This window comes from Halobacillus litoralis (assembly GCF_020524025.1).
GTDB lineage: Bacteria > Bacillota > Bacilli > Bacillales > Halobacillaceae > Halobacillus > Halobacillus litoralis_D.
The window spans coordinates 91,890-109,655 of the sequence record NZ_JAIVKN010000003.1; the positions used below are offsets into that span (position 1 = coordinate 91,890).

16 protein-coding genes are annotated in these 17,766 nt (G+C 42.8%); 5 read left to right on the top strand and 11 right to left on the bottom strand.

Going from position 1 to position 17,766, the window contains the following annotated elements:
* The first annotated feature begins 401 nt into the window (after window positions 1-401).
* Entirely contained in the window at window positions 402-1,514 is a 1,113-nt protein-coding gene (locus LC036_RS12035) for a DUF2515 family protein (RefSeq protein WP_226582781.1), read from the top strand.
* A gap of 258 nt (window positions 1,515-1,772) precedes the next feature.
* Here LC036_RS12035 and LC036_RS12040 read toward each other — a convergent pair whose 3' ends face one another.
* From LC036_RS12040 to LC036_RS12080, 9 genes are all read right to left on the bottom strand, one after another.
* Window positions 1,773-2,534: a class I SAM-dependent methyltransferase gene (locus LC036_RS12040; protein ID WP_226582784.1), complete on the bottom strand. Its 762-nt coding sequence runs from the start codon at window positions 2,532-2,534 to the stop codon at window positions 1,773-1,775.
* Between the two features lie 114 nt (window positions 2,535-2,648).
* On the bottom strand, window positions 2,649-3,098 hold the full coding sequence (locus tag LC036_RS12045) for a hypothetical protein (protein WP_226582787.1): 450 nt from the start codon (window positions 3,096-3,098) through the stop codon (window positions 2,649-2,651).
* Window positions 3,099-3,601: 503 nt separating this feature from the next.
* Window positions 3,602-3,874, bottom strand: coding sequence for a TIGR04104 family putative zinc finger protein (locus tag LC036_RS12050; protein WP_264188310.1), 273 nt, complete (start codon window positions 3,872-3,874; stop codon window positions 3,602-3,604).
* Between the two features lie 16 nt (window positions 3,875-3,890).
* Window positions 3,891-4,070, bottom strand: a complete 180-nt coding sequence (locus tag LC036_RS12055) for a hypothetical protein (RefSeq protein ID WP_226582794.1) — start codon at window positions 4,068-4,070, stop codon at window positions 3,891-3,893.
* Between the two features lie 208 nt (window positions 4,071-4,278).
* Complete coding sequence (locus LC036_RS12060; RefSeq protein WP_226582797.1) at window positions 4,279-4,503, bottom strand: YqkE family protein; 225 nt, start codon at window positions 4,501-4,503, stop codon at window positions 4,279-4,281.
* Entirely contained in the window at window positions 4,500-4,832 is a 333-nt protein-coding gene (locus tag LC036_RS12065) for an iron-sulfur cluster biosynthesis family protein (RefSeq protein ID WP_226582800.1), read from the bottom strand. Before LC036_RS12065 ends, LC036_RS12060 begins: the two co-directional genes overlap by 4 nt.
* A gap of 66 nt (window positions 4,833-4,898) precedes the next feature.
* Window positions 4,899-6,158 carry a DNA polymerase thumb domain-containing protein gene (locus LC036_RS12070; protein ID WP_226583899.1) on the bottom strand — a complete coding sequence of 420 codons (1,260 nt, stop codon included), beginning with the start codon at window positions 6,156-6,158 and terminating at the stop codon, window positions 4,899-4,901.
* 246 nt (window positions 6,159-6,404) lie between these two features.
* Window positions 6,405-7,199: an SDR family NAD(P)-dependent oxidoreductase gene (locus tag LC036_RS12075; RefSeq protein WP_226582803.1), complete on the bottom strand. Its 795-nt coding sequence runs from the start codon at window positions 7,197-7,199 to the stop codon at window positions 6,405-6,407.
* A gap of 4 nt (window positions 7,200-7,203) precedes the next feature.
* Entirely contained in the window at window positions 7,204-8,169 is a 966-nt protein-coding gene (locus LC036_RS12080; protein WP_226582805.1) for an MBL fold metallo-hydrolase, read from the bottom strand.
* A gap of 219 nt (window positions 8,170-8,388) precedes the next feature.
* Here LC036_RS12080 and LC036_RS12085 point away from each other — a divergent pair, with 219 nt between their 5' ends.
* A complete protein-coding gene (locus LC036_RS12085; RefSeq protein WP_226582808.1) occupies window positions 8,389-9,912 on the top strand; it encodes an AbgT family transporter in 1,524 nt (507 codons plus the stop codon).
* Between the two features lie 274 nt (window positions 9,913-10,186).
* Here LC036_RS12085 and LC036_RS12090 read toward each other — a convergent pair whose 3' ends face one another.
* Both LC036_RS12090 and LC036_RS12095 read right to left on the bottom strand, forming a co-directional pair.
* Window positions 10,187-12,820, bottom strand: a complete 2,634-nt coding sequence (locus LC036_RS12090; RefSeq protein WP_226583902.1) for a phosphoenolpyruvate synthase — start codon at window positions 12,818-12,820, stop codon at window positions 10,187-10,189.
* Window positions 12,821-13,093: 273 nt separating this feature from the next.
* A complete protein-coding gene (locus tag LC036_RS12095; RefSeq protein ID WP_226582811.1) occupies window positions 13,094-14,722 on the bottom strand; it encodes a M20/M25/M40 family metallo-hydrolase in 1,629 nt (542 codons plus the stop codon).
* A gap of 86 nt (window positions 14,723-14,808) precedes the next feature.
* Here LC036_RS12095 and LC036_RS12100 point away from each other — a divergent pair, with 86 nt between their 5' ends.
* From LC036_RS12100 to namA, 3 genes are read left to right on the top strand one after another with little or no spacing between them, the layout of a single operon-like run.
* Window positions 14,809-15,552, top strand: coding sequence for a glycerophosphodiester phosphodiesterase (locus LC036_RS12100; protein ID WP_226583905.1), 744 nt, complete (start codon window positions 14,809-14,811; stop codon window positions 15,550-15,552).
* Between the two features lies 1 nt (window position 15,553).
* Complete coding sequence (locus LC036_RS12105) at window positions 15,554-16,717, top strand: glycosyltransferase (RefSeq protein WP_226582813.1); 1,164 nt, start codon at window positions 15,554-15,556, stop codon at window positions 16,715-16,717.
* Window positions 16,714-17,730, top strand: coding sequence for an NADPH dehydrogenase NamA (gene namA, locus LC036_RS12110; RefSeq protein ID WP_226582816.1), 1,017 nt, complete (start codon window positions 16,714-16,716; stop codon window positions 17,728-17,730). Before LC036_RS12105 ends, namA begins: the two co-directional genes overlap by 4 nt.
* Window positions 17,731-17,766: the final 36 nt, after the last annotated feature.

A 17,766-nucleotide genomic window follows, 5' to 3' on the forward strand; every position in this document is an offset into this window, starting at 1 on the left:
GATGAATGCAGGAACTCAATTCTTTCTTAAATAACCCACCTTATTCTTTATATTGTTAAAATTCGCTACATAAATTGAAATTCCTTCCTTTTTTTACAGGCAGATTTCTTCCTAAATATTCCTCAAGCGATTGTTCACCTATTTATTGTGATTCTTCTATTTAACGGAAATATCTACTTGAGGATGGTTCACTATCCCTGTTTATTTTAGGACCCTTCAACCACAAGGTTAAACAAAAAAATGGAATAAGCCTGACCCGCCGGAGTTTAAGAGAGGAACTATTCACGAAAAATGACATAAGAGAAGGAAGCTTTTTACATAAGAGGAAGGAAGACGATTATACTAATACAATCATGAAAAACATGGATTCTAAATAAATTTATAAAGGGAGGTGCAGGATCATGTTCTCATCCAAATGGAAGCCCTTGAAGAAGGAATTAAAAGCAGCCTTGAAATCATCTTCAGACCAGGATTCCTTATCCCAGGATGAACGAAAATTAATTGAGGGTATTCGTGAGGTCACTAATCAGGCCAACAAAAATAATGTAACTCGTACGATGGCCTACCTCCAGTTCTTTCAGAAGTATCCGGAGATCCATTGGGCTTTACTTGCCCACCTCGTTTCAAGGAACGCTGGGTGGAATATGACTGACTTAAAAGGAGAATATCTGCCTAAGCTTCTGACTGGCAAAGAAGTTGTTGATTTTTTTGTCTTTCTTGAGAGAGGGAACTGGCTCATTTTTCAAGACGCCTATCCGCAGCTCCTCCTTTATGAAGCGAGTAAAAAACATGGACGCCCGCTTTTTCACTTGCTAAAGCCTCTGAATATCTCTGCCTTCATGTCCCCATTTTGGAATCGGTTTTGGATAAATAAAAAAAGTGAGGAACTTACGAAAGCGTTGATCATCAATGAACAGCATTATATCGAAAGCCGGGTTGTTCGTAATCATCAATATATGGAAACGGTCATGGATAAAGTCATGTTTAAACTTCAGGATATCCTTGCCATGAACCATATTCTGTTTCCCTATGTCACGCCTATTCAGCAGAAAACAAAACTAACAGGGGGAACCGTTCACCACTTTTCTGCCGTTAATGAACGTGTTTATCTTGGAAGAGCGTTATATGAATTGCTTTATTCTGTAAGAAGCAGACTGGATCAAATTATTCAATGGGCGTCGACCCATCCGCATACCGGATCAAGAAAAGACTATTGGCCGCAACTATTTAATACGATCTATGAAACAGCTCCGGGGCATGTTCATGAAATGGCGGTAAGCCCGTGCAGACGTGACCAGAAAGGACCGAAAATCTACAGTCCTGAACTGGAGACATGCTGGGAAGACTGGATCCACCCATCCCCAGAGTCCGGGGATTGGTTTAAGCATGTTAACGTGATGGAGTTATTAAAAGAAGACGTCAAAGAGTTCAATAACGATATTGAGACTGTGTACTGCCGCACATTGGAAGAAATTGAACTTGCCAGTCAAGCGAAGCACACCTTCTTCCGGTAGCCGACAAATTTAATAACTCCGTTCCGCTGATCTCTATATTTTACAGGTACTATCTATAAAGTAGTCTCTTCAGTCCGCAGACAACAAGATGTTCTGCCCGCTGCTTATAGGGCAGTGCCTAATAGCGCTGCCCTATTTCCCCTTCCTTTTCTTTTTTTAAGAACATTATGTAAGCTTTCCTTATGACAATTCCCACAACGAAAAAATAGACAATAACGGAACCAGTGATATAGACATGGCTCTCCCGGAGATCCCTTCTTACAAACGTATTTTCACGGCCTTTGTTGCCATCATGGTTTTTATATGTTGATCAACAGTCCTTCCTCCTCCGAAGTCATCTTCATATACCCCGGCAATTACAAAGCCTGCGTCGATCTGTCCTTGCAGCTGATTTTCTAAAGTATGGCCAAACTCAAGTGTCTCTCCTTCGATGATCTCTTCTTCTCTAAGAGCAGAATAAGGAATGCTGTGAGCCACTTCAAGCTCTCCCTCCTGCTCTTTTTGGTCATCAAATAAAAAAAGAACAGGATTCATAAAACCGGAGATCAAGATTCCGTTTTCTTTTAAGGTGCGTGCGGCTTCCTTCCAAACGGGACGAACATCCTCAATAAAGACGTTCGCTACAGGATGGACAATTAAATCAAAGGTTTGATCTTCAAATGCAGATAGATCCGTCATATCTCCCTGCACGGTTCTGATCGAGAGTTTTTCTTTTTCTGCAATCTTTTCATCCTGCTGCAGCTGTTTCTCCGACAAATCAAAAACGGTCACATCTGCACCAGCTGCTGCAAGGATTGGTCCTTGCTGTCCTCCGCCCGAGGCGAGGCATAAAACCTTTACTCCTTCTAAATTAGACGGGAACCACTCGCGCGGCACCTGCCTGTCTGCCGTCACTCCGATGGACCAGTCTCCTTTTTTCGCCATTTCGATGACCTCATGACTGACCGCCATCGTATACCTCACACCTTCTTCTACTTTTTTATCCCACGCTTTACTGTTATGATCTGTTGTTCGGTTCATCTTTAACTCCCTTTCAAAAGGTATTAAGTACGTCAGAAAAAAATTTATAAAGACATTGTCATTAGACATTCCCTTAATAAGTATGGATTAGCTGAGTCTGTTCTATATTAAAGATCAATGAACACTTTCTTTATTATGCATGCGGTCACCGTACCGTCTGCGAAATTCAGATAATAACCTGTCAGCATCTTCGGTCGTCACATTTTCTAAATAAATATCTTCTTCCTCTTGTTTCACAGTCCGAATCGTAAGGACATCCTCTACCAGCTGGACACGTTTGACATCCTCATCGGATATTCGCAGCCGCGGGTCAGCTATTCCCCTGCGGACACTCATTCCATTTTCTTCGAAACGGATATAATCACGCTCCGGCATCTTCAAATAATGCAGCGTCCTCCAAAGGCCAAGCAAAAACAGAAACCCTGTTGTATAGACAAGAACCCCCTGTACGCGTCCGTTAACAAGTAAAGCGATGAGAACCACACTGACACTAACGACTGTATCAAGTCCGGATTTTATTGCTTTCTTTTTCCAAATGGTTTGATTACTGTACTGAATGTGCATATATGTCTTCCTTTCCTGCATTGTGTTTACTTTGTGCGTCCGGCCTTCTATAACGTTTACAAAGAAGGAAGCTTTCATATTTTTTGATCATCACCTGGATAAGAGGCAACCAAAATTTGTCCGGGTACTTATGCTTCAGAAATGAACGATCCCTGCCGCAGATCGCTTTAAAACTCAGCTCTATTAAAGTTCAGTGTCTTACTGTCTATTAGGTTTGTTCAAGACTTAAGTTTGAGAGAAAATTTCCGCTAGTTGAGTAAAAGGCGGGACTGGAAACCACTCGTTTTCCTATGGGGAGCTGGTGAGCCTTCTAACCCGGCGGTATGCGATACTCCAGAAGCTGGCTATTCCCTGCCACGCTGAATTAGCGGGGCCGTTAGCAAACATTACTCCCCCCATCCATGTGGACATATTTCGGGTTCTAGTTTTCCCTATAAGGTGCTAAAATCAACAACATGCTTTAACACAGAGCCTAAAACTTATAAAATCCAGACACCCCCCGTCTACCACATGGATTCCTCCTCGTTAGATAACTGAATGAATAAAGGGTTAATGACTGCTGTAACGAAGAGGATAAACCCAGCAAATATTAACGAATACACCAAGCGGACTTCAAAAGCTTCCACAATGAATAGGAAAAACAGAAAGGCTGTAAGGGAAAGCATTATTGAACGCTGCTGTGACTTTCTTGTAGGATATTGCCTGGCACCACAGTTCGGACACACTTTTGTACTGTGCAAAAGGAAGGTATGCATAACTGCTTGCCCGAATTTCAAGCTGCATCTACAATTTTCACACGTCATCACCATCTTTATCTCCTTTTTTCATCCTCTTTATTTCTGCTTCCAGTTTAAGAATTTTCTCCATTTGATCCATCTGCCCAATCTTTCTAAAAATGACAAAGCCACATCCGGCCAAAGCAACAAAGATGCCTAATCCACCTAATCCGAACAGAATATAAAAATCCAGCATATGATCACTCCTACGTTCCTATACGTCTTTGCTGAACAGAATGTTTCAATTTTCACAAAAAAGAACTTTCATTGATTAATCGGTTATTGAAGATGAGTTTTAACTCCATAAAAAAATAAGCACCCCGGCAAGGAGCACTTATTTCTTACGTTTCTATCTATTTTCACCTAAGAAAGCTTGTATTGAAGAACAGCGGTACGAGAAGTCTCTATTTCTTAAAAGACTTCCAGTCCATGTCACTCTCATTTAACAGTTCTTCAAAGCTTTTATTTGCTTCCCGGCGCTTACGTTCCTCAATGCGCCGCTGTTTTTCCTGTGCTTCACGCTCTTCGGCTTGCTGCTTGAGCTCTGTTTTCTTCGATTTCAGTTTAGATAGCACGTCGGCATTCAGTTGATCGCCAAGAGAGCCGGTTTCCTGCTTTTTCTTACTCATACCGTCGCTCCTTCTTTTACATCTTTGATGGGAATGATTGGATTCAAAATACCATCCGGACTTGACAGACGGAACGTCCCACGCACGAAATCAAGTTTCATATCTTCCTTGAAAAAAATAGCCTGCTGATCATCAATAATGACGGGGTAAGCTTCACTTTCCACGCGAAAATCTGTTTTCCGCTCTTCATGTTCTAAGCGAATTGTCGGAAGTCCATTTACACCGCACCCGCATCCTTCGGTGTCATAAAAAAGCCGGATTATTGGACGTTCAGAATCCTGAATGTGTTCGAGCTGTTGTTTGGCTTCATCGGTGATTCGTAATTTCATTATCCATCCCCTCCTGTTGACTCTATTGTAAAAAAACCTCACGCTAAGGACAATAGTTTTGTTTCTTTATTCAGCATAGTGCCCCCCAACAAGCCGGCTGCGATGCCTGGCGGTACCAGCCTCTGTCCAGGAGACAGCGCGCAGAAGCATATCTTGGCCGTATCGATCACGGATCTCATCCATCACATAACCAAGGTCTCTTTTTTTATCTTTTCCATCGTCAAAAAGGTCCAGCTGAACGTTCGCATCCTCAGTGATTTTGCTGAGGGAAATAGACACTTTTCGTACAACGCCTCCATTATAAAAGCGGTGAAACAAGGTAAGACAGGCATGGTAGATGTCCATCGTGATACTTGTCGGCTGATCGATGGAAACTGAACGGTGAAACCCTCCACCACCTTCACTTTTGCTATATCCGATTCCAAGCGAGATTGTTCTGCCGGCATGTCCTTTTCTCCGGGCCCGGCGGGCGACTTCCTCACACATTTCAAGAATGACATACTTTACATCTTCCGGCTTATGATAATCACGGAGCAGAATCTGGCTTTTCCCGTAACTCACCTGTCCGTGAATGATTGGAGCCCCCGGATCTGATAAATCAATACCATTTGCATGGTAGTACAGCTGATTTCCCATCACCCCAAATGTCTTTTCAAGACGCTCGAGCGGGTATTTAGCAAGCTGGCCGACGGACCAGATCCCCATTCGGTTTAAACGATGCTCCAACCTCGGGCCGATCCCCCACATTTCCGACAGTGGGGCTACAGGCCACAGTTTTTCCTGAAAGTTGTCAAATGTCCAGCGGGCAACTCCTGTCTTTTTCGCTTCCAGATCAAGACACAACTTTGAGAGCAGCATATTCGGGCCAATCCCAATCGCAGCGTCCAAATGAAACGTTTCTTTCAACTCATCAATGATCATTTGGGCGGTTTCCTCAGGAACACCGAATTTCCCACTGTTTTCGCCGACTTCAAGAAAACTTTCATCCACACTGTACGTATGGATTCTTTCTTTAGGTACAAATTTATGAAAAAGGTTCGTGATTTGAGTCGACACTTCTAAGTACTTCCTCATCTGCGCAGAGACAATGACAATTTCCGGTGACGAAGGGATCTCAAATAAACGGCTCCCTGTACGAATCCCATACTTCTTTTTCATTGCAGGTGTTGCAGCAAGGACCACACTCCCTCTACGATTCAAATCAGCGACTACAGCAAGCGGACACGTGAGCGGATCAAGACCACGATCCACTGCAGCACAGCTCGCGTAAAAACTCTTCATATCAACACAAAGAATCCCTCTATCTGGATAGCTGCTGTAATCCATGCGTGGATGATTCACGTCCCCACCTCCTTTTTTTAGTATATTCTTATTATGCGAATATATGTTCGTATCTGCAAGTGCCAATTCCTTCTATTCTTTCCTTCTAATCATCTGAAGCCGCATGAGCTGCTGCACCACCTAAGATCTGCACACAACTTTGAAGTGCAGATTCCTAATAAGATTAAGCAAAGCCGTGATTCTTCACAAAAAAATCCTCTCCCTATAAACAGGAAGAGGGTTTTTCGCCCTTTATTTTTTATTAAACTGTTTCTGCATCAGTTTTTCCATAGCTGCAGGCGCCAGTGAATAGACTTTACTTCCGGAGTCCATCCAGGAAGGAAGGTTGATCTCTCTCTGCTTCGTAAACAAATGTTCCACTACGGTCCGGGCAACCTGGTTAGGGTCCAGCATAATCTTATCGACAGACTTCTCATACTTCCCACTTGGGTCTGCCTGTTGAAAGAAGTTGGTCCTCACGGGGCCGAGGTTCACACTGGTTACATAAACGCCGAGGGGCTCCACTTCCATACGCAAAGCATTGGTAAAACCGAGGACGGCATGCTTTGTTGCCGAATACACGGCTGATTTTGGTGTAGCGATTTTACCTGCCTGCGAAGCGATATTTACAATGTGACCTTCTCCATTCTGTAATAAGTGCGGAAGAAGTTGATGTGTCGTACGGAAGAGCGATTTCACATTGACAGAGAGCATTCGATCGATATCCTGCCAATTGGAATCCGACACATTAGCAAATACTGCGATACCTGCATTGTTAATCAGTCCATCGATGGATCCGTGGTCATAACAAATTCGATCAATGGTATCTTTCCACTCCGCATCATTCGAGAGGTCTGCTTTATACCAGGGACAGGTAACCGCAAATGCCTCCTCAATCTTTTCAGCGATGAGATTAAGTTTCTTATCCGACCTGGCTGCGAGAATGGGAATACCACCTTCCCGCGCCACGTGAATAGCCAGATACTCTCCTATTCCGCTTGAAGCGCCTGTAATTAAAACTTTTTTCCCCTTCACACGTTCGTTCATCCTATCACCTATTCATCTTATAGAATTTTTCCCCTTGTTTAAAATTCGTTACTATTCTTCCGGTATTTTCTAAGTAATCAAGCTGACCGATCGTTTCAGACATGGTTAAACCAAATTGAGATTCTATATGTTTTGGAAATAAACGCTCACATACGTCATATGCACGTAATGGGCCATCGCTAAACATGTGATAAACTTTGTCTGCGCGCTGCTCCTGCTTTTTTAAACGTTCTTTGATAAGCTCAGGGGCATGGTTGAATATCTTGCCGTGACCAGGATAGACCGTACCCAAGTCTTTATCCAAAAGCTTTTCCATTGACTCCCGGTATTGCAAAAGGGGGCGTGGGCGCTCTTCGCCTTTCCTAAAGGGGGGCTCCAAAAGGGGGTTCGATGAAATATGGGCAAGCAGATGATCCCCACCAATAAAAGCTCCGTCTTCTTCACGATAAAAGGAAATATGACTTTGAGCATGACCCGGAGTTTCAATGGTTATCCACTCCTCATGCCCGGGAAGGCGGTCACCTTCGGTCAACTCCTGCGTTAGAGATCCTTGTGACGTCCATTTTAAAGGTTTACGCAAGTGGTTTAACAAGAAATAAAACCGTTCAGGTACACCTGATTCAAGATACATTTCCTTAAAAAACTGCTCGTACTGATGGAAGAAAGCTTTCTCTCTCTCCAGCCACGGCCTTAATTTGGGATGACCCGCAACATGTTCTGCATTTGGGAATCGTTCTACCAATCCCATATGATCCGGATGATGGTGGGTAAGAATAACTTGCTCAATATCCTCAGGGCGGTATCCTGTCTCTTTAAGCTGGTCCAGTAATGCAGTCCATGCCTCTTCTGTTTTCACCCCGGCATCAATCATTGTAAGCCGGCTTCCCTTTAATAGATATACATGGACATCTCCCACAGCATAGGGGGTGGGGAGTGTCATTTGAATAACTGTATCCTTCAATGTTTTCATACCTTCCCTCCAAACTGAATGATCGTTCATTATTTATATTGTAGCATGCTTTTCTACCATTTTCCTCCCTATTTGAAAATTGACTCTCCTCTTATAATTTACAAATATCTTACTAGTTGCACTTTTTCCAAAAGACTTCAAATGGCGCTTTTATTTATTTATACTTTAACGCGTCATTGTAAAATATTTAACCTAGAAACAAACACAAGGAGGAAGTTCATGGAACAACAAGAGAAGAAAGGGATGGCTATACGTCTGCTCGACTGGATTGAGCGAGTCGGAAATAAACTGCCTCACCCTGTTACGTTGTTTGCATTATTTGCGCTGTTCGTCATTATCGCTTCCTGGATTTTTTCTACACTAGGGGTGGAAGTGGAAGATCCCGCTTCAGGCGATACGCTTCAAGTCGTTAACTTACTATCTAGTGACGGCATTAAATATATCTTTGAAAGTATGGTTGATAACTTTGTAGGCTTCGCACCATTAGGTACGGTTCTTGTAACGATGCTTGGTATTGGAATTGCGGAGCGTTCAGGATTAATCAGTGCAATGCTGCGAGGTCTTGTCACATCCGTTCCTCGTTCCCTTATGACAGCTTCTTTAGTCTTTGGGGGTATTATGTCCAGCATGGCCGCTGATGCCGGTTATGTTGTACTGACGCCACTTGGTGCGGTGCTTTTCGCAGGGCTCGGGCGACATCCGCTTGCAGGTCTTGCAGCTGCCTTCGCTGGTGTATCTGCAGGATTCAGCGCTAATTTGTTATTGACATCTCTCGACCCGCTTCTTGGTGATTTAACAATTCAGGCAGCAGCAACGATTGATCCGGCTTATGCAGATACCATTCTGTATACGATGAACTATTACTTTATGATAGCATCTGTATTCGTTTTAACGATCGTCGGTACGCTTGTAACGGACAAAATTGTTGAGCCACGCCTTGGTACGTACAAAGGCGGCGTCAAAGAAGAAGTGGATTACATTTCTCCACTTGAGAAAAAGGGAATGATCGGAGCACTGACTGCCTTTATTGTAACCATCGGCCTTCTATCACTCTTGGTCGTCCCAACATGGGGACCCTTACGTAACCCAGATGATTTCTTAGCGTCTCCGTTTTTCCATAGTCTTGTCCCTGTTATTTTGATTATGTTCTTTATTCCGGGATACGTTTATGGAAAAATCACGGAAGAAATTAAGAACGATAAAGATGTGGCCAACCAAATGTCTGAAACAATGGCATCCATGGGGATTTACATTGTGCTGGCTTTTACAGCCGGGCAGTTTGTTGCCTATTTCAACCATACAAACCTTGGAAAAGTCATCGCTGTGAGCGGTGCCGAATTCCTTGACTCCATTGGCTTTACTGGTATTGGTCTGCTGATTGCCTTTATTTTCGTTGCTGGATTCATTAACTTGTTTATAGGAAGTTCGTCCGCTAAATGGGCGATTATGGCTCCAGTATTCGTACCAATGATGATGCAGCTTGGGTACTCACCGGAACTTACAACCCTGGCATACCGGATTGCAGACTCAACAACCAACATCATTTCGCCGTTGATGCCATACTTTGCGATTGTCATTGCATTCGCTCAGAAGTATGACAAAAAAGTGGGCATCGGGACATTGATCTCAACGATGCTTCCTTATTCAATCGCTTTTTCCGTCATTTGGATAGTTATGCTGTTGATTTGGATGCTGACAGGACTTCCGATTGGCCCAGGCGCAGAGTTCTTTTACAACGGATAATAAACACGGAGAAGGTCCAGACAGTACTGTCTGGACCTTCTTTACATAGTTATAAGCTCTGTTAAAGTCTGTTGTTGATTTTTCATTGTTTCATATAAGCCCCTTATATGGAAAACTAGAAGCTGAGACATAATCATTTGGATGCGCCGTTACGTTTGGTAAACGGAGGGATGACTGGTGAAAAACCCGCTTTCACTCAACTTGAACAAACCTAATATAAAATAACACCACTAAGTTTTAACAAAGCCTGATAGTAAGTCATACAGCTGTTCAGTTATTGATCTTCGTCTACTAAAACTTCAACATATCCTTTATCTCCATCGACGCGGACCTTCTGTCCATCTTCAATCAACGTCATAGCATCTTCAACGCCCACTACCGCAGGAAGACCATACTCTCTAGCTACTACGGACCCATGTGTCATGACCCCGCCTACTTCAGTAACTACAGCTCCTGCCGATTGAAATAATGGGGTCCATCCAGGATCCGTATGTGAGGCAACTAAGATTTCACCTTCGTTTAAATTGGCTTTTTCCGGTGAGGAAATGACTCTCGCTGTCCCTTCAACTACTCCTGAAGATACAGGACTTCCAATCAGGGCACCACTCGGGAAGTCGCCTTCTCTTGGTGCACCTTTGATAATCTCCCCTTCTGTTGTCATGACTCCAGGTGGTTTGAATGATTTATGCCATTCAAACTGTTTTTTTCGTTCCCTTACTTTTTCTTGAACATTTTCCGCGAAACCGTCCTCTGACAATTCGATTAATTCATCAAGAGACAGATAATAGACATCTTTTTCATCAGTAATTTTATTTTCCTTAAGCAGTTTTTCAGCCTCTTCCAATATTGCCTGCTTACATAAATCTAAAATTATAGTCAGCAAATGCTTGTGATGTTCTCTAAGGCCCCCCATATAACGGTAAACGTCAATCAAGCGTTTCATACGCTTATATTTCCATCCGCGATCGCCTGTTTTTTCGAAAATTCGCTTTTTCGCTTCCTCTACTTCTTTCTGCCCTCTCAGGAAATTGGTTTTGGATTCGCCTTCTTTTAAATTTCTAACATCTCCCAGTATGCTGGGCACAATTAAGGTTGGGGATTCTCTCCACCTTGGACGTGTGATATCAATTTCACCCGGTCCCCTCATACCATATTTATCTAAGAAGTCCTGGAATACGGTTAAGAATTCATCACTACCAGACAAGCCTCTCAAGCCCTGATAAAACGTGTCATCTTCCGCTGTTTTCAGATAACCTTCCACTTCTGGATAGTTCCTTACAATGTCAGCCAGTTCTCCAAGTTTTAACCCCATCTGACTCATAATGTTTCCAGGTAATGACTTTGTTAACGCATAGATTTCCTGATCGTTTCCCATTACACGCTCTAATGATTTCTTTAGTAATTGGGAGGAAACAATAAACGCTGCTGGATAAGGCATAATCTGCAGAAAGACTTTCCTTACATGCTGCAAATGCTTCTGAACAGCTTTTAATCTTTTTGTGCCATTAAGAGTGCTTAAATCTTGTTGAACGGTTAATTTAAATTCTTTCATTACTTCTTCTACATGCTGTTCAGCCATAGAAGGATCATTTTTGAAAGCAATGAATAACAACTTTTTAACAACAGGAATAAAAGTTTTCACTATAGGTCCGACAGACATTTTATCTTGTTTGGTATTCACAAATTCTGGTCGTTCTACAAACTCACTGATTGCACGACTAATGGATTCTTCCATATTCCGTGACGATTGAATAACCAATTTTCTTCCTATTTTATATTGAAGTAAACTAGTAAAATCCAGAAATAACCTTCCCCCTGCAGTTCTAAAAAATCCTGTTGGCAGTAAATTTTGAAATACAGAAATACCAAGTGGTTTAAAGGCCTCTGTCATGACCTGCACATGACCGACAGAAATTAATACACGGACAGGTTCTAAGGGTAAATCTGATAATGGAAACAGAGAAGTAATAGGACGGCTTTGGACGATAAATAATTCCCCATTTTCAAAACAGAACTCTATGTCTTGAGGACCTTGGTAATGGTTTTCTATTTCGCCTCCCACTCTGGCAAGTTCTAAAATTTCAGCATCTGTCAAGGCTTGTTTCTTTTGCTGCTTTTCTGGAAGATCTCTTTTTGTTGTGCCTCCTTCAGGCAATGAGAAGACCGCCACCTTTTTTTCTGAGATCGTCTTTTCAATGATTTTATTTTCCCTCACCTTGTATAAATCAGCAGAGACTATGCCTGACACTAAAGCTTCACCCAAGCCAAAACTTGCATCAATGGAGACAACTTTCCGGTTCCCTGTTACAGGATCCGATGTAAACATAATCCCGGAACGGTCAGGCTGGACCATACGTTGTACCACAACCGATAAATGAACTTTTCTATGGTCGAAATTATTCTTGACCCGATAAGATATCGCACGATCTGTAAATAACGATGCCCAACAAGATTGGATATGTTTTAATAGATCACTTTCTCCTTTTATATTTAGAAACGTATCCTGCTGGCCGGCAAAAGAAGCTGTTGGCAGATCTTCTGCTGTTGCGCTTGACCGAACAGCATAGAAATGCTCTTGACCAACTTTCCTCCATCCATGAAGAATACTTTTCATTAAATCTTCAGGCATTGTCATTTCCTGAAAGTGGTCGCGAATACGCTTCCCTAAAACTCTCAGTTGTTCTAGGTTATCGGATCCTAACTGATCAAGCTCGTCTAGTAGTGAGTCCATTCTTGTACTATTTGAAATAAAATCTTGATAGGCTTGAGTAGTTACGCAAAACCCTCCAGGCACCGGAAATCCCGCTTTGCTTAATTCTCCTAAATTCGCCCCTTTCCCGCCTACTAAAGCAAGACTTGAACGGTCAACTTGATCAATATATAAGACAGGTTCCGTCAAATGAAACACCTCCAGACATACATCATTCATTAATGAAAGAATCCTACCAAATTATTCATTTGACACAAAACTTTCTAAATGGTGGTGAAATAAAGAGCTCCTATTGAATGGAGAACCAATAGAAGCTTTTCTTAGTGTTATTCACTTATTAAAATTTACTATTGATACACCTTCTACTAGAAAATCACACTTATTGAGGAATTCAGAATAAAATTTGGATGAACAGAATTCTATTACAAGTTCAACTTATCAGCCTTCCTCCCCCTTGAAAACCAACAAAAATCAGGATTCACCCTGCCATTTAAAAAATTCATGGATCGTATGTGTCAGGATTTTAGGAAGTTTCTCAAAACTGTACGTAAGCTCCAAACGCTCTGTCCATTGATGAGCGTCTCTGCCAACAGGACCGATATTAATGACAGGCATTGTGATAGATTCCATCACCTCTGACGGCCATTCAAAACCATTGCCGTGAATCGGCATCTGTTTCGTCAAATCTGAAAGAGAGGATGAACTGGAAGTTGGACCTATAAAACTCAAATCGGATAAACCAGGAAAATATTCCACTTCTTCAAGTTCTTCTCCATATTCACGTTCTGCATAATCCATTGCAACTTTAGCGCAATGTTGAATCATAGGATCATGATGGGATGATACAGACGGATAAAAAGGCGGACTGTAGAAAAGAACGATCATAGGACTGATATCTTTACATAATGAAGCAAGACTCTGCACAAGGGTTGTTGAAAAATCACGATCCCCTTCATCACGCAGCTTCATAAGACGGTGCTGCCGCCGGTCTACTTCCATTTTTCCAAAGCGCTCAACAGCTTCCTTATACAGCTGGTCATAAGTCAAAATTGTAATTTCCGGATGAAAGGAAGATGTCTGCGTTCCTTCTAAATAAAAGGATGCCTGATGATGATAATGGTTGATGATTTTTGCTTTTGCCCTCTGGGCCGCCTGCAGAAGTTTATCGTTTAATTCTTTAATGGTCTGCTTCATATAGAGAACATTAAACATGGCTACTGCTGCCTGCGGAGTCTGAACGGAATATTCATACTTCGTATCTTTCTGCATCAGGCTTATGGGTGGCGGCGTACGCTCCGCCCCTACTTTTTCAATAAATGCTTCATTCAGTTCCATTTCCTGCGTAAGATAACTGACCATTAAGTTTGCGTTCAATCCCCCAAACGGCTCGCCTGCATGGGTTTCCTTTCCATAGCACAAAAAGCCAGGCAGCGCTTTTCCGATCGATCCTGTGTAAAGGTAGTAGGCAGGATCACCTGGATACTTACTGAACATCGGCTCGCCGTTGAGAGCAGCTTTGAATGTCAGTCCTTCTTCCTCTTTTATCTTTTGAAGGGCCGGCAGGGCCGCCAGCATCCCTTCTGAGTTTACCTCTTCATCAGGAACTGCGACTAATAAGAGGTTCCCATCAAATTCTCCGCCCATGGCTTTTTCCAGAAGGGATAAATGAACCGTCAAACCGGCTTTCATATCCATCGTTCCACGTCCAAACAACCAGTTGCCGGCTTCTAGGTCTTTGGCAGCCTCCTTAGGTAAATCATCGGTGTTTTTATGCAGCTCCTGAGTGAGATCCCTTGGGTAAAACGCCAGGTTTTGAAAGGATCCATAATCCTCCACCCCGACAACATCAACATGAGCAATTAACACAAGGGTGTCTTTTGACTCCCCTTTTCTCACTAATGCAGTCATCAACTGACGGCCATCATCTAAGGCATGTAACTTTAAGTGACCCGGGCGTTTTTTATAATAATCACGATCCTCTAAAATATAATATAAGTATTCAATGATGGCGATTTCCTCGTCGCTGTTTGTAATACTGGGATACTCGACGAGGGAACATAGTAAGTCTGTCAGCTGATCTTTCGTTTGCCACATACTCATGAGGTCACACTCCTTATTGACTTTTCCTGGATTATCAAACACAATCAAACTCAAAGAGCCTACCCGGAAGAGGTGAAGATCCTTTGGTGAAAACTTTGATCTATGCTCACAGAGGAGCGAGCAAACTGGCTCCTGAAAATACTATGCCCGCCTTTAAACTGGCCCGCAACGCTGGTGCTGATGGCATTGAAACAGATGTCCAGCTTACAAAAGACCACATCCCTGTTCTCATCCATGATGAAAACCTGAGACGAACAACAAACGGAAAAGGATTCGTACAAGACTATACATATGCCCAGCTGCGTCTCCTTGATGCAGGGAGCTGGTTTTCTTCTAAATTTTCTGATACCTGCATTGTATCATTGAACGAGTTTTTACGCTGGTTTCGTGACAAGCCTATGTTTCTCAACGTGGAACTGAAGACCAACGTCATTGAATACAAAAATATTGAGCAGATTGTCTATGATTCTCTCAAAAAGCACAATGTCTTAGATCGAACAGTTATTTCCAGCTTTAATTCTGATTCTCTTCTTCGTATGAAAGAAATAAACCCTTCTGTTGAGACCGCTTTTCTTACCTCTACAAAGATGAGACGCCTGCCTCAGTATGCAAAGTCGATAGGAGCAGATGCTCTGCATGTTAAACATAGACTTCTTGATAAAAGACTTGTTAAACGCTGCCGCAAAGAGAAATTGGCTCTTAGAATCTATACCGTCAACAGGCCTGCCATGATGAAAAAATGCTACGACCTCGGTATAGATGCTCTATTCACTGATGTCCCCCACCAAGCGATCGAATATCGTACGCTGTGGGAAAAGGGGCAAAGATAAAATGATCTTCTGGTTATACTCCATTCTCGCCCTTTTCTGGGGGATACTATTGGTGGATTTTTGGAGAGGGATGAAACGGATTCCTGACCTTGAATCTGTCACCCCTGTCCCTTATGATGATCAGATTTCCATTATCATTGCTGCTAAAGATGAAGAAACATCCATTCAAGATACGTTAAAATCACTCGTTGACCAAAAGGACGTTAAGGTAGAGATCGTGGCTGTGAATGACCGTTCTAAAGATCAAACAGGCCATATCATTGAAAAGATGGCTGAAAAGCATGCGAATATTCACGCTGTACACATAGATAACCTTCCATCCGGGTGGTTAGGGAAAAATTACGCCCTTAACCGGGGGGCTGAGCAGGCCTCTGGCGGCTATCTTCTATTTACAGATGCCGATATACACTTTGAGCCCCGGGCCGCAGCCCGGGCTTTTACACTTATGAAGAATGAGGAGCTGAATCACCTTACTGCTGCCCCGGATTTAAAAGCCCGGTCGATGTTTTTACGCGGTTTACTATCGTATTTTCTTTTTGGATTCGGTTATTTGAAGCGTCCATGGACGGCTAACCAGGATAATAGAAAAGGCGGGATGGGGGTCGGTGCTTTTCAGCTTATTACTAAAGAGTGCTATGAAGCCATTGGAAAACATGAATCTCTGCGTTTACGTCCGGATGATGATTTAGCCCTTGGCCAAAAAGTAAAGGCAGCAGGATACAAACAGCGTCTTGTTACGGCATTAAGAGACTTGTCTGTCGAATGGTACACTGATGTACCGGCTGCTTTACGAGGGTTTGAGAAGAATGCATTTGCAGGTCTTAACTACTCTATTCCACTAGCTCTCTTTGCTTTTTTCGGCGTACTTGTATCCCAATTCCTGCCCTTTATTTTTGTATTTCTGCCTGATGTTAAAATTCAAATGATTAGCTTAATAAATATCCTTTTGTTATTTTGTTTATATGTGTTAACTACACGTTCCTTTACGAATTACTCCAAGTGGCTGATTGCCGGACTGCCGGTTTTCGCACTGCTCTTTGTCTATATGTTAGCAAGAGCATTACTCCTGACGTGGATTCGTGGAGGAATTGAGTGGCGGGGCACTACATATTCAATTAAGGAATTAAAGCACTTTTTCCAAGACTCCGAGGAGGACAAATCATGAAACAACGGCTGTTTGAGCCTTATACAGTAAAAAACGTAACACTGAAAAATAAAATCGTCATGTCACCGATGTGCATGTACTCAGCGGACGACCAGGACGGTCATGCCCAGCTTTTTCACCTGGCCCATTACGAAAGCCGTGCAGCTGGACAAGTTGGATTGATCATTACAGAAGCTACTGCTGTCTTACCTGAAGGTAGAATTTCGCACGAGGATCTCGGTATTTGGAATGATGCTCATATTGAAGGGTTAAAAGATATCAATGATGCGATTCACCGCCACGGGGCAAAAGCAGGCATTCAGCTGGCCCATGCAGGACGAAAAGCCAATTTACGAGGCGAAATTTTCGCCCCAAGCGCTGAAGCTTTCAGCAGTTCGATGAACGTTCCAACTGAAATGACGGAAGACGATATTCACAGAACAATTGAAGCTTTCCGAAAAAGCGCCGCACGTTCTAAAAAAGCAGAGTTTGATATTGTCGAACTGCATGGAGCACATGGCTACTTAATCAATCAGTTTCTATCTCCGCTTACCAATCACCGGACGGATAAGTACGGAGGATCCCGTGAAAAACGCTACCGTTTCCTAAAAGAAACCATTACCGCTGTGAAGGAGGAATGGGATGGGCCATTATTTGTCCGTATTTCAGGTGAAGAATACCATGAGGACGGTAATACAATGGATGACTTTATTTTCTTCGCCAAAGAAATGAAAGCCCAGGGTGTGGATCTTATCGATGTCAGCTCAGGCGGTGTCGTACCTGCAGCCATCGAACCTTATCCAGGATACCAAGTGAAATTTGCTGAACAAATTAAAGCAGGCGCCCAGATTGACACCGGAGCTGTTGGTCTTATTACAAACGGGACTCAAGCAGAGGAAATATTGCAAAACGAACGAGCTGATCTAATCTTTCTAGCCCGCGCCCTGCTTAGAAACCCATACTGGCCTAAACAGGCCGCCGACGAACTCGGCTACCCACTCGAAGGACCAAGACAATACACAAGAGCCTGGTAAATAGAAAAGCGTAAGAGCCCTGATAGACACGACAAG